This window comes from Campylobacter insulaenigrae NCTC 12927, assembly GCF_000816185.1.
In the GTDB taxonomy this organism is placed as follows: domain Bacteria; phylum Campylobacterota; class Campylobacteria; order Campylobacterales; family Campylobacteraceae; genus Campylobacter_D; species Campylobacter_D insulaenigrae.
Genome location: NZ_CP007770.1, coordinates 317,950 through 331,411 on the forward strand (window position 1 = coordinate 317,950; position 13,462 = coordinate 331,411).

Genomic DNA, 13,462 nt, shown 5'->3' on the forward strand with positions numbered 1-13,462 from the left:
AAGGAAAAATAATGGCATTGGCAAGAAGAAATTTTCTTAAACTTGCTGGTATTGCTAGTCTTGGAAGTGCGGCTTTTGGTGGTGAAAACAAAGCTATTAGAAATGCTAGTCAAGAAGAGATAGCAAATCCTTATCCAGATTCTAAAATTGTTCGAACAATATGTAGCATCTGTAGTGCAGGTTGTGGAATTAAGGCAGAAGTGCAAGATGGGGTTTGGGTGCGTCAAGAAAACGCTATAGAACATCCTATTTCTCAAGGATCTCACTGCTGTAAAGGGATAGATCAAATTGATCTTACTAAATCTAAACAGCGTATTAAATATCCGATGAAAAAGGAAAATGGCAAATGGATCCGCTTAAGTTGGGAACAAGCTATTAACGAAATAGGCGATAAGATGCTTGAGATCCGCAAAGAAAATGGACCAGATAGTGTAATGTTTTTAGGATCGGCCAAATTTAACAATCAGCAAGCATATTATTTTAGAAAATTTGCAGCATTTTGGGGAACAAATAACATAGATCACGTTGCTAGAATTTGACATAGTGCAACAGTCGCCGGTGTGGCGAATACATGGGGTTATGGCGCTATGACAAATCATTTTGGCGATGTAACTAAAAATTCAAAAATGATGATTATTTTTGGAGCAAATACTGCTGTAGCTAATCCTATAGGATTTAAACATTTATTACAAGCAAAAGATCGCAATAATGCTAAATTAGTTGTTGTAGATCCAGTATTTACTAAAACTGCTGTTCATGCAGATGAATATGTAAGAATTCGTCCAGGTACTGATATTGCCTTAGTTTATGGCATGCTTCATTTAATCTTTAAAAATGGATGGGAAGATAAAGAATTAATTAAAACTAGGACTTATGGAGTTGAAGATGTTAAGGCTGAAGCTGCTAAGTGGAGTCCTGATATCGTAGAAGATGTTACAGGTGTGCCAGCTGCTCAACTTGAAAAAATCACAAGAATGTTAGCTACAATTAAACCAGCAACATTATTTTGGGCTTTAGGTATCACTCAGCATTCAGTAGGTAGTTCAAATACAAGAATTTTAGCAATTTTGCAACTTGTATTAGGAAATATAGGAAAACCAGGTGCTGGAACAAATATCATTAGAGGTCATGATAATGTGCAAGGTGCCACAGATATGGGGTGTCTAGCGGATACTTTGCCAGCATATTATGGACTTGATGATAATGCATGGAATCATTTTTCAAATTTTTGGAATGTAGATAGAGAATATTTAAACTCGAGATTTTTTTCTAAAGAGTGGATGCATGAAAAAGGTTTTTCTCTAGCTAAATGGTGGCAAGGAGTTTTGCATGAAGAAAAAACTTATTCTAATTCACCGATTCGAGTGCTTTGGGTTCAAGGAACAGGTATTACTTCTATGGCTCATACTGTTAAAATTCAAGAAGCGCTTAAAAAACTTGATATGATAGTAATTGCAGAACCTTTTGTTAATGAAGTGGCAGTTTTAGCAGATCGTCCTGATGGAATTTATATTATTCCAGCTTGTACTCAATTTGAAACAGAAGGTTATGTTACGGCTACAAATCGTGCTATGCAGTGGCGTTCTCAAGTTGTTAAACCAATTTATGAAAGTAAAGAAGACCAAGAAATTATGTTCGCTTTTGCGAAAAAATTTGGCTTTTATAAAGAATATACTCGTGGTATGAAAATGGAGCTACAAGACCATAAACTTGTTCAAGTTCAAGATGATAATGATGATAATTTTATATGGCCTGATGATGCGACAAGAGAAATGAGTAATGGACTTTTAAGTATAGGATTAAGAGGAATTTCAGCCGATCGCTTGCGAAAACATCAACAAAATTGGGAGCACTTTGATCCTGATACTCAAAGAGGTTTAGGTGGAGATGTTAAAGGAGAATATTACGGATTGCCTTGGCCTTGTTGGGACAAACAACATCCTGGAACTTCTATTATGTGGAATAGTGATATTACCTATGAAGAAGGCGGTATGGGATTTAGAAATCGTTTTGGTTTAGAACATGATGGTCATTCACAATTAGCAGATGAAGCCTTTACTCCAAAAGGTTGTAAAGTTAAAGGTGGATATCCACAAATTACAAAAGAGAATATAGAAAAAGTATTTAATATCACACTTAGTGATAATGAAAAAGCATTAATGGGATCTAGTTGGAGCACCGATATTTCAGGTATTATTTTAGAAAAGTGTAGAGAAAAAAGTGCTTGTTGTCTAGGTAATGCTAGAGCTAGAATGAAAGTATGGGAATTTGCTGATCCTATTCCTTTACATCGAGAACCACTACACTCTCCTCGCTGGGATTTAGTAAAAAAATATCCAACTTGGGATGATCAAGAGAAAAACTTTAGAGTTGAAAGTAAATTTATCAGTGAACAACAAAAAACTGATTGGAGTAAAGATTTTCCAACTATTATTTCAAGTATGCGTTTAGTGAATTTAAGTGGCGCTGGTATGCTTGAGAGAACTAGTAAATACCTTGCAGCTATTACACCTGAAATGTTTGCAAACGTTCATCCAGAGCTTGCTTTGCAATATGGTATTAATGATGGTGACATGATGTGGATACATTCTCCACAAGGGACAAAAATTAAGGTAAAATGTATACATAATCAATCTGTTACTCCGGATAGAATTTGTTTACCTTATAATTTTGCAGGTATTATGCAAGGAGTGGATTTAAGCTATAATTATCCAGAAGGTACTAAACCTTATACTATAGGCGAAAGTTCAAATACTGTGACAAATTATGGTTTTGATATTAATACGCAAATTTCTGAATTTAATGCAGGACTTTGTAGGCTTGAGAAAGCATAAAAGGGTAAGTTATGGCTAGAATGAAATTTTATGTAGATAATAATCGTTGTATTTCTTGCTTTGCTTGTCAAGTGGCTTGTTCAAGTGCGCATGAGGTACCAGTAGGAATTAATAGACGAAAAGTAATTACTTTAAATGAAGGCATAGAAGGTAAAGAATTTTCAACAACTCTTGCTTGTCAACATTGTACTGATGCACCATGTGAGCAAGTGTGTCCAGTAAAATGTTTTTATATAAGAGCAGATGGTATTGTTTTACACGATAAAAAAACCTGTATAGGTTGTGGATATTGTCTTTATGCATGTCCATTTGGAGCACCTCAATTTCCAAGAGATGGTGCCTTTGGTATAAAAGGTGAAATGGATAAATGTACTATGTGTGCAGGTGGTCCAGAACTTACAAATTCTCACGAAGAAAGAGAACTTTATGGTCAAAATCGTATAGCTGAAGGTAAGGTTCCAATGTGTGCTGCAGTTTGTTCTACGAATGCACTTTTAGTAGGTGATGCAGCTGAAGTTAGTGCAATGTATAGAAAAAGAGTCATGCTTAGAGGGCAAAATTTAGGTATTGACGCAAAATAATTTTTAAAGAGTATCATTTAAGATACTCTTTAATTTTTAGGGTTTAATTTTATGGAAAAATTAATAGAAAAAATCAAAAAAAAGCTTGACAAAGATCAGAAACTTCCTTGCAAAGAAGCATTGCAAATTATTAAAGAGTATACAAAAGAAGATTTTCAACAAGCTATTTTAAAACTTGGTATAAAAATTTCAGATTGTGAATTAGGTCAATTTGGAACACTTAGAAAAGGTTTCTCAAAACATGAAATTTTTGAAGTTTTAGAACCATTTTTAGATCACAAAAATTGTCTAGAATGCAAGCAAGCTTTGGAAAGTACTCAAGATTTTGACATGAGTGAAGTAAGATCGACTTTAAAAGACTATCAAATTAACATAAAGCATTGTGAACTTGGATGTTTTAAAGAAAAAAAAGGAAAAAAATTTAATATTAAAAGTAAAATTTGGATTGAAAATCCAGAGGGAAAATTACTTTTTGGAAAAGGAAAAACAGATATTTTAGAATTGATTGGCGAATATGGAAGTATAGCTAAGGCTGCTAAAATTTTAAATATTAATTATAAAAAAGCTTGGTTTTATATACAAGATTTAGAAACAAATATGAAAGAAGAATTAATTATTGCTAAAAAAGGAAGAGGCAGTGAATCAGGCAGTAAATTAACTCCTAGAGCTCATGAACTTATAAAAAATTATAAAATTTTACAACAAGAAGTAGAAGAATTTACGAATAAGCGTTTTAAAGAATTATTTTTCAAAAAATAAAAAAATTAATTTCATTGCAAGTTATAAGACTATATCATTACTCTTAGTTTAAATAAAGGAAAATATATGAAGATTGATTGTAGGGACTTAGCTTGTCCTCGTCCTGTAATAGAAACTAAGAAGGCTTTAGAAGAACTTAAAGAAAATGAAAATTTACAAATTCTTTTAAATTCAGTGGCATCTAGAGAAAATATTATACGCTTTTTAAAATCTTCCAATATAGAATTTAATGTCGAAGATATAGAAGATGAAAGTATCATAACTATTAAAAATAATGTGGTTTTGACAGAAAATTGTTATACTGATGAAATGACGATTTTATTTCTTAAAAGTAATAAAGTAGGTGATGGGGAACTTGGCGAAAAGCTTATGGTGGGATTTTTACAAACTTTAAAAGATTTACAAAATCCTCCTCAAAAAATTTTATGTGTTAATGATAGCGTGTTAATGAATACAGATTCTTCGCATATTGCTTTTAGTGTTATGAAAGAACTTGAGCAAATGGAAATTGAAATTTATAGTTGTGGAGCATGTTTAGAATATTTTGGAAAAAGTTCAGAATTAAAAATAGGTAAAATAGGTAATGCATATGAAATTTTAAATGAACTTTTTGGAAAGGCAAAGATTATTTCTTTATGATCTATAAAAATCAAAAACTTACTCAGTATGTAAAAGCTGCAGGTTGAGCTGCTAAATTGGACCAGTTGGGTCTTGACAAAGTAATTAGCATATTAAAACCTCATGCAAATATTCTTACGGGTATATCTAATAATGAAGACGCAAGTGTTTATAAACTAAATGAAGAATTAGCTTTAGTGCAAACTTTAGATTTTATTACCCCTATAGTTGATAGTGCGTATCACTTTGGTATGATTTCTGCTGCTAATGCTTTAAGTGATATTTTCGCTATGGGAGCAGAAGTTATCAATGCACTTAATATTGTAGGATTTGACAAATGTCATTTTAGTAATGATGTTTTATATGAAGTGTTAGAAGGTGCCAGGATTAAAGTTGAGGAAGCTGGTGGGGTTATAGTTGGCGGTCATACTATAGAAACTAGCGAATTTATCTTTGGATTAAGTGTTACTGGAAAAATTCATCCTAAAAATTTTTTTTCAAATAATACAGCTAGAAATAATGATGTTATTTTGCTTACTAAACCTATAGGTAGTGGAATTTTAAGTACAGCTTTAAAAGCAAATTTGTTAGAAAAAGACAAGATTGCTTCAATGTGTGAGCAGATGAGTTTTTTGAATATTTATGCTTTAAGGATCTTAAAAAAATTTAAAAGTTTAAGCGCATTAAGTGATGTTACTGGGTTTGGTCTTTTAGGACATTTAAAAGAAATGTTAAATCAAAATATTAGTATTGAAATTTATAAAAATGAAATTCCTTTAATGTGTGGAGTTTTAGAAATGACAAATATGGGATTAATTCCCGAAGGAGCTTATAAAAATAAACATGCATTACAAAATTATATAGTAATGGATAAAGAAGATGATAGCGATATTGTATTTTTTGATCCACAAACTTCTGGAGGACTTTTAGCCGCTATGGAAGAAAAGGAAGCTAAGGAAGCATTAAATATCTTAAGAGATCATAATATTCATGCGAAAATTATTGCAAAATGTATCAAAAATGCACATAGTTGTTTATTATTAAAATGATTAATATCAATGTTGTTTGCTATTTGTTACTTTTTTATACATTTAATTAAATTTTAAATAAATACTTGTTGATTTTATCCCCTTTTTTTGTATCATAAACACATATTATAAATTAGTTGGAGGAAACAATGATACAAAAAGCTTTGCTTTTAGCAGAAGAACTGCAAAAAAAAATCGAAAGTAATATTTCTCAAAATGAAAGAGAATTTCACGCAAAGATGCAAAAGCTTCTCAATAATCCAAAAAATAAAGTAATGTTAATTGAACTTTTAGATCGTTCTTTTAGATGTAAGGACAAAAGTGCAAGTTTTGAACTTATAGAGCATACTCTAAACAAGTATGGTATAGCTGATTTTTTTAGTGCTTTTGAAAAATTTTTACTTTTTTCATTTTTAAATTTTGGTAAATTTGCACCAAAATTAAGTGTTCCATTTTTTGTTAAACATTTAAGAGAAGATACAAAATCTATGGTATTAGATGCAAATCCTAGTGTCTTAGAGCCTCATATGAGAAAAAGAAAAAATGAAGATAAAATCACTCTAAATGTAAATTTAATTGGAGAAGAGGTTTTAGGAGAAGCTGAAAGTTCATATAGGATGAAAAAATATGAAGAAGCTTTGAAAACTAGCTATATTACTTATATTTCTATAAAAATTACAACTATTTTTTCTCAAATTAATATTATCGATTTTGAATACTCAAAAGATGAGGTTGTAAAAAGATTAGATAAATTATATGCACTTGCTTTAGAAGAAGAAAAGAAACAAGGGGTTTCTAAATTTATCAATCTTGATATGGAAGAATTTAGAGATTTAGAACTAACAGTAGAAGCTTTTATGGAAAGTGTTGCTAAATTTGATATTAAGGCAGGCATTGTTTTACAGGCTTATCTTCCAGACTCATACGAATACCTTAAAAAGCTTTTTGCTTTTTCAAAAGAGAGAGTTTTAAAAGGTATGAAGCCAATTAAAATTCGCTTTGTAAAAGGAGCGAATATGGAAAGTGAAGAGACTATAGCTTCTCAAAGAGGATGGACTTTACCAACTTTTTATAAAAAAATAGATACAGATAGTAATTATAATAAAATGCTAGATTTTGTTTTAGAAGGGGATAATTATAAATATATTAATGTGGGAATAGCAAGCCATAATATATTTGAAATAGCTTATGCTTATACAAAGATTAGCCAAGCTAATGCCTTATCTTCTTTTACTTTTGAAATGTTAGAAGGTATGAGTTTGCAATGCTCTTATGAATTATCTAAAATGCACGATCTTATACTTTATGCTCCAGTTTGCGATGAGGCACATTTTAATAATGCAATTGCATATTTGGTTAGAAGACTTGATGAAAATACCAGTGAAGATAATTTTATGAGGTATTTTTTCAATCTTAAAGTTAATGATGCAAATTGGCAAGCTCAAAAAGAACTATTTATTAAATCTTTAGAAGGCATTAAAACACTTGATAATTCTACTCATAGGACTCAAGATAGAAATAATGAGACAAAAGCTATTAGTTCTTATGAAAGCAAAGAATTTAAAAACGAACCAGATACTGATTTTATCTTAAAAGCAAATAGAGAATGGGCTAAACAAATTAGATCTAAATATGAGAATTTAGAAAATTATGATGTTTATCCTGTAGTAAAAGAAGAATTAAAAAAAGATGGATTAGCTGTTATTGAAGTAAAAGATAAGATTCATAATCGTGTGATAGGAAAAGCACATTTAGCAGGAGAAGAAGAGATAAAATATGCTCTAGATGCTGCTAAAAAATCAAATTTTAGCGAGTTGAGTCATGATGAAATTTACAAAATTTTAGAAAAAACTGCTCAATTAACAAGAGAACGAAGAGGTGATTTAATAGGTATTGCAGCTTTAGAAGTAGGAAAAACATTTTTAGAAATAGATCCAGAAGTTAGCGAAGCTATAGACTTTTTAGAATTTTATCCTCATTCATTGGAAAAATTAAAAATACAAAACCCAAACACTACTTTTAAAGCAAAAGGTGTAGGTGTTGTTATAGCACCTTGGAATTTTCCAGTAGGTATTTCAGTGGGGACTATAGCAGCTCCACTTGCTGCAGGCAATAGAGTGATTTATAAACCATCTTCTCTTTCAATGTTGACAGGCTATATGTTATGTAAATGTTTTTGGGATGCAGGAATTCCAAAAGATGCGTTGATATTTTTACCGGCTAAGGGGAGTGATATTTCAAAATATCTTTTGGTGGATGAGAGTGTTAAATTTTCAGTGTTAACTGGAGGAGAGGATACTGCTTATGCTATGTTAAAAGCAAATCCAACTTTGCTTTTAAGTGCTGAAACAGGTGGAAAAAATGCAACAATAGTGTCTAAATTTGCAGATCGTGATAGTGCAATTAAAAATATTATTCATTCAGCTTTTTCTAATTCGGGTCAAAAATGCTCAGCTACTTCATTGCTGGTGCTTGAAGAAGAAATTTATGAAGATGAAGAATTTAAAAAGACTTTAGTTGATGCTGCAAGTTCTATGGCAGTAGGTAATCCTTTTGTATTTAAAAATAAATTAGGATGTTTGGCTGATAAACCAGATGAAAAACTTAAAAAAGCAATAGAAGAACTAAAATCTTACGAGAGTTGGGCTTTAAAACCAGAATTTATTGATGGCAATCCTCACCTTTTAACACCTGGTATTAAATACGGGACCAAAAAGGGAGATTTTACTCATATGAATGAGCTTTTTGCACCTATTTTAACTGTAATGAAAGCAAATAGTTTAAAAGATGCTATTGATATTGTTAATTCTACAGGTTATGGGCTTACAGCTGGATTTGAGAGTTTAGATGAAAGAGAATGGGAATATTTTCATACAAATATAGAGGCTGGAAATATTTACATTAACAAGCCTACAACTGGAGCTATAGTTCTTCGTCAACCATTTGGTGGAGTTAAAAAGTCTGCTATTGGCTTTGGTAGAAAAGTTGGAATTTATAATTATATTACGCAATTTATGGACTTAGAACAAGTAGAAGTAGATAATAATCTTTTAGAAAGTGATTTGGTAAAAAAACTTGAAAATTTAAATCTAAATTTAACTGATGAAGACAAACTTGAGCTTGAAGTTGTTAAAAATATGGCTAGAAGTTATGCTTATCATGCAAAAAATGAATTTTCTAGCGCAAAAGATTATGTAAATATTAGAGGCGAGGATAATCTCTTTTCTTATACTAAGGTAAAAAATATTGCTTATAGAGTATATGCAAAAGATAGCTTAAGGGATATTTTAGGTGTTATTTTGGCAGCAAGTATTTTAAATATTGATCTTACTTTAAGTTATGATGAACATGAAAAGATGGATTTAGTGAGGGAAATTAATAAAAATATCAGTACCAAAACTTTATTTCTTAAAGAGAGTAAAGAAAATTTCATAAAGAAAATTGCCGACTTTGATAGAATTCGTTATTTTGCACCTTTAGATGTAAATGATGAAATTTTCAAAAAAGCTGCATCTTGTGCAAAAATTATTGCTAATTCTAAACCACTAATAAATGGTCGTTTCGAGTTGCTTTTCTATCATAATGAAAAAGCATTAAGTATATCATTCCATCGTTATGGAAATTTAGGTATTCGTGCATTAAAATAAAAAAAAGGGGTAAAAATGGAAGTAGTTCAAATCAATACGCAAATTGCAATAATGTTTATTGCATATTCAGCATTAATGCTTTTTATAGGATTTTATTTTTTTAAACAAAATAAAAATTCAGAAGATTACTTTTTAGGCGGTCGTTCTATGGGACCGGTTGTCTCAGCACTTAGTGCCGGGGCTTCTGATATGAGTGGTTGGCTTTTGATGGGATTGCCTGGTGCTTTATATGTTAGTGGTTTAGCTGAGAGTTATATAGCAATTGGTCTTAGTGTTGGAGCATTTTTAAATTGGGCTTTTGTTGCGAAAAGACTTAGAATTTATACTAGTGTGATTGCAAATTCTATTACTATTCCTGATTATTTTGAAACAAGATTTGATGATGATAAACATATATTAAGAGTGGTTTGTGCTTTTGTTATTTTGATATTCTTTACTTTTTATGTTTCTTCAGGTTTAGTAGGTGGAGCAAAACTTTTTGAAGCTACTTTTGGAATTCAATATGATTATGCTTTGACCACTGGAACTATAATTATAGTTGCATACACATTTTTAGGTGGATATAAAGCAGTTTGCTGGACAGATTTAATTCAAGGACTTTTAATGATGAGTGCTTTGATTATTGTTCCTATCGTTATGATTTATCATTTGGGTGGTTTTGATGAGGCTATGAGAATAATTGAAGATATTAAGCCAAGTACTTTATCTATGGGAGAAGGTTTAAGCTTTGTTGGTATAGTTTCAGCATTATCTTGGGGACTTGGATATTTTGGTCAACCTCATATTTTGGTTCGTTTTATGTCTATACGTTCAACTAAAGATATACCAACTGCAACTTTTGTTGGAATTTCATGGATGGTTATTTCTTTAATAGGTGCTTGTTTGATAGGTATTTTAGGTATAGCTTATGTGAGTAAATTTGAATTAAGTTTGCAAGATCCTGAGAAAATTTTTATAGTAATGTCACAATTACTTTTTAATCCATGGATAGCAGGAATTTTATTGAGTGCTATTTTGGCTGCAATTATGAGTACAGCGAGCTCACAATTACTTGTTTCAAGTTCAACTATAGCAGAAGATTTTTATAAAAGAATTTTTAATAAAGAAGCATCAAATAAAACTGTAATGACTTTAGGAAGATTTGGAGTTTTGGCTGTTGCGGTAATAGCTTTTGTAATTTCTACAGATAAAAATTCGAGTGTATTGAGCATAGTTGCTTATGCTTGGGCTGGATTTGGTGCAAGTTTTGGTTCTGTAATGCTTTTTTCGTTATTTTGGTCTAAAATGACAAGATATGCAGCAATTGCTGGTATGATTACAGGTGCAGTAGTTGTTGTAGCTTATAAAAATTTCTTGGCTGAATGGTTTAATTTCCCAATTTATGAGATTATCCCAGGATTTCTAGCAGCTTCTATTGTAATTATCTTAGTTAGTTTAGTTACAAAAGTACGCCAAGGAACTAAAGCAGCTTACGAAACTATGTTAAAACATCTTTAATTCAATAAAACAAACTAATCTAAAAAGATTAGTTTGTTATCTATAGCTAAATTGTAACTTAAAAATTTAACTATAATATTTTATTAAATCCCTTGTTTATTTAATTTTTGTTTTAATTAAAAAATATAAGATATAATATTTGTTGGAAGGTTAGCTTATCTGGTGATGGCCACTGACTTCAAATCAGATGAAAGGGTAGTTGACTACTTTTTGGGGAGTTCGATTCTCTCACCTTCTCGCCAAAATAAGTCAAAATGGAGTTTTTTATGAGCAAAGCAGATATTGTCGTTGGAATTCAATGGGGTGATGAAGGTAAGGGAAAAATAGTTGATAAACTATGTGAAAATTATGACTATGTTTGCAGAAGTGCAGGAGGTCATAATGCAGGTCACACTATATGGGTTGATGGCATAAGATATGCTTTACATTTAATGCCTTCTGGTGTTTTAAATAAACAATGTATTAATGTTATTGGAAATGGAGTTGTTGTAAATCCTGATGTATTGATTACTGAAATGGCTCAATTTGAAAATTTAGAGGGAAGATTATTTATAAGTGATAGAGCTCATTTAAATTTAAATCATCATGCTTTGATTGATCAAGCCAGAGAAAGACTTAAGGGCGATAAAGCTATAGGAACAACAGGTAAGGGCATAGGACCAAGTTATGAAGATAAAATAAGTCGTAATGGTCATAGAGTGGGAGAACTTTTGGAGCCTGAAAAACTTTGTGAGAATTTAATGAAAGATTTTGAATTAAAAAAAACTTATTTTGATATGTTAAATATCACAATGCCTAGTTATGATGAAATTTTTCAAGATTTAAAACGTTTTAAAGATATTTTATCACCATTTATTACAGATACAACAAGAATGCTCTGGAAAGCATTAGATGAAGATAAAAAAGTACTTTTAGAAGGTGCACAAGGATCGATGCTTGATATTGACCATGGAACTTATCCTTATGTGACTAGTTCTACCACTATCTCAGCTGGAGCATTGAGTGGATTAGGATTAAACCCAAAAGAAATAGGAAAAATTATTGGTATAGTTAAAGCTTATACTACTAGAGTTGGAAATGGTGCTTTTCCTAGTGAGGATCTAGGTGAAAATGGTGAAAAAATAGGACTAATAGGGAAAGAGATTGGTGTAAGTACTGGTAGGAAAAGAAGATGTGGTTGGTTTGATGCTGTAGCTGTTAGATATACTGCAAGATTAAATGGCCTTGATTCTCTATCTTTAATGAAATTAGATGTTTTAGATGGTTTTAAAGATGTTAAGATTTGTAGAGCTTATGAATATAAAGGTAAAGAAATTGATTATGTCCCTTGTGATTTAGAAAATGTAAAGCCAATTTATGAAACGATGGAAGGTTGGGATAAAGTTGCTGGTATTAGAGATTATGATTTATTACCAGAAAATGCTAAAAAGTATATTAAACGCTTAGAAGAACTTAGTGGAGTTAAAGTTGGATATATTTCAACAAGTCCTGAAAGAGATGATACTATTATTTTATGAAAAGCAAATATTCTTCAGTTATAAAGCTTAGAAAACAAGAGCTTGATAAAGCAGAGGCAAATTTAACAAAAACAAGACAAAAGATTTCTCAGTGTGAAGAAGAATTAAAAGAAGCTATAAAAACTTGTGAGAGTTTGAATTTGGTGGATAAAGGTTCTATAATACTTTTGAGATCTTCATTGAAAATGCAAGAAATTGCAAGAGATGTAAAAAAATCTATCAAACAAAAATTAGATTTATTTAAAAAAGAATTAGCACATAACCATCATCTTTATAAAAGAGCATATTTAGAATTTGAAAAAATGAAAGCTTTAGAAAATGAAGAATTAAAAAAAATAAAAAAAATATTACAAAAAGAAGAAGAAAAATTTATAGATGAACTTGCTATAACAAGACATTTTAATAAGGATAATCAGTGAAAAAAATTATTTCAATATTAAGCTTGTGTGTGTTTTATATTTATGCTGAAGAAAACTGTGAACAATATTTTGAAGCAATAAAATCGCAAATGCAAGATCAAATCAGAGAATATGATGAGGCTAGACAAAGCTTAGAAGCATTTAAAGCTTCTTTTGAAGCTTTACAAAAAGAAAAAATGCAAGCTTTGATTCAAAAAGAAATGGATATTAATGCAAGTTTGCAAGAAATTAAAATAACTAAAGAACAAAATGAGCGAATTTTAGAAGCCACAAAACAAAATATTCAAACAATTAATGATAAAACTATGGGGCGAATTGCTGAAATTTATGCAAAAATGAAAGATGCTGCCGTAGCTGGAATACTTAGTGAAATGGATGATGATGAAGCGTCTAAAATCTTGCTTTCATTAGAACCAAGAAAAATTTCTTCAATTATGGCAAAAATGCAACCCAAAAAAGCATCAGATTTAACATTATTACTAAAAAATTTAGATCAAAATATAACTTTAAAGTAATTTTTAAGCAGTTTTTATCTTTTTTTAGTATTATTTCATTTAAAAAT

At 30.5% G+C, this 13,462-nt stretch carries 10 protein-coding genes and 1 tRNA gene; all 11 read left to right on the forward strand.

Translation table 11 applies throughout. The features are described from left to right. Window positions 1–11: 11 nt before the first annotated feature. The 11 genes from CINS_RS01730 to CINS_RS01780 all read left to right on the forward strand — a co-directional run bounded on the left by CINS_RS01730 (window position 12) and on the right by CINS_RS01780 (window position 13,415). On the forward strand, window positions 12–2,834 hold the full coding sequence (locus CINS_RS01730; RefSeq protein ID WP_232012949.1) for a formate dehydrogenase subunit alpha: 2,823 nt from the start codon (window positions 12–14) through the stop codon (window positions 2,832–2,834). 11 nt (window positions 2,835–2,845) lie between these two features. Further along, a complete protein-coding gene (fdh3B, locus tag CINS_RS01735; RefSeq protein WP_039649330.1) occupies window positions 2,846–3,415 on the forward strand; it encodes a formate dehydrogenase FDH3 subunit beta in 570 nt (189 codons plus the stop codon). Between the two features lie 51 nt (window positions 3,416–3,466). Next, entirely contained in the window at window positions 3,467–4,174 is a 708-nt protein-coding gene (locus CINS_RS01740; protein WP_039649331.1) for a ModE repressor domain protein, read from the forward strand. A 66-nt stretch (window positions 4,175–4,240) separates the two neighbouring features. Then, window positions 4,241–4,813: a sulfurtransferase-like selenium metabolism protein YedF gene (gene yedF, locus CINS_RS01745; RefSeq protein ID WP_039649333.1), complete on the forward strand. Its 573-nt coding sequence runs from the start codon at window positions 4,241–4,243 to the stop codon at window positions 4,811–4,813. After that, entirely contained in the window at window positions 4,810–5,841 is a 1,032-nt protein-coding gene (gene selD, locus CINS_RS01750; protein WP_084593977.1) for a selenide, water dikinase SelD, read from the forward strand. Before yedF ends, selD begins: the two co-directional genes overlap by 4 nt. Before the next feature lie 128 nt (window positions 5,842–5,969). Continuing rightward, window positions 5,970–9,467 (forward strand): bifunctional proline dehydrogenase/L-glutamate gamma-semialdehyde dehydrogenase, encoded by a 3,498-nt coding sequence (locus CINS_RS01755; RefSeq protein ID WP_039649335.1) that lies wholly within the window; start codon window positions 5,970–5,972, stop codon window positions 9,465–9,467. Between the two features lie 15 nt (window positions 9,468–9,482). Next, on the forward strand, window positions 9,483–10,964 hold the full coding sequence (gene putP, locus CINS_RS01760) for a sodium/proline symporter PutP (protein WP_039649337.1): 1,482 nt from the start codon (window positions 9,483–9,485) through the stop codon (window positions 10,962–10,964). Between the two features lie 144 nt (window positions 10,965–11,108). Next, a tRNA-Sec gene (locus tag CINS_RS01765) sits at window positions 11,109–11,206 on the forward strand. A gap of 24 nt (window positions 11,207–11,230) precedes the next feature. Continuing rightward, window positions 11,231–12,481 (forward strand): adenylosuccinate synthase, encoded by a 1,251-nt coding sequence (locus tag CINS_RS01770; protein ID WP_039649339.1) that lies wholly within the window; start codon window positions 11,231–11,233, stop codon window positions 12,479–12,481. Beyond that, window positions 12,478–12,900 (forward strand): flagellar FliJ family protein, encoded by a 423-nt coding sequence (locus tag CINS_RS01775; protein ID WP_039649340.1) that lies wholly within the window; start codon window positions 12,478–12,480, stop codon window positions 12,898–12,900. Before CINS_RS01770 ends, CINS_RS01775 begins: the two co-directional genes overlap by 4 nt. Beyond that, a complete protein-coding gene (locus CINS_RS01780; protein ID WP_039649342.1) occupies window positions 12,897–13,415 on the forward strand; it encodes a MotE family protein in 519 nt (172 codons plus the stop codon). The genes CINS_RS01775 and CINS_RS01780 overlap by 4 nt, the downstream gene beginning before the upstream one ends. Window positions 13,416–13,462: the final 47 nt, after the last annotated feature.

Bases quoted from the DNA above. Each gene is read 5' to 3' on its own strand.
- CINS_RS01770 (WP_039649339.1), top strand. From the start codon at position 11,231: ATGAGCAAAGCAGATATTGTCGTTGGAATTCAATGGGGTGATGAAGGT.
- fdh3B (WP_039649330.1), top strand. From the start codon at position 2,846: ATGGCTAGAATGAAATTTTATGTAGATAATAATCGTTGTATTTCTTGC.
- putP (WP_039649337.1), top strand. From the start codon at position 9,483: ATGGAAGTAGTTCAAATCAATACGCAAATTGCAATAATGTTTATTGCA.
- CINS_RS01775 (WP_039649340.1), top strand. From the start codon at position 12,478: ATGAAAAGCAAATATTCTTCAGTTATAAAGCTTAGAAAACAAGAGCTT.
- CINS_RS01755 (WP_039649335.1), top strand. From the start codon at position 5,970: ATGATACAAAAAGCTTTGCTTTTAGCAGAAGAACTGCAAAAAAAAATC.
- CINS_RS01740 (WP_039649331.1), top strand. From the start codon at position 3,467: ATGGAAAAATTAATAGAAAAAATCAAAAAAAAGCTTGACAAAGATCAG.
- yedF (WP_039649333.1), top strand. From the start codon at position 4,241: ATGAAGATTGATTGTAGGGACTTAGCTTGTCCTCGTCCTGTAATAGAA.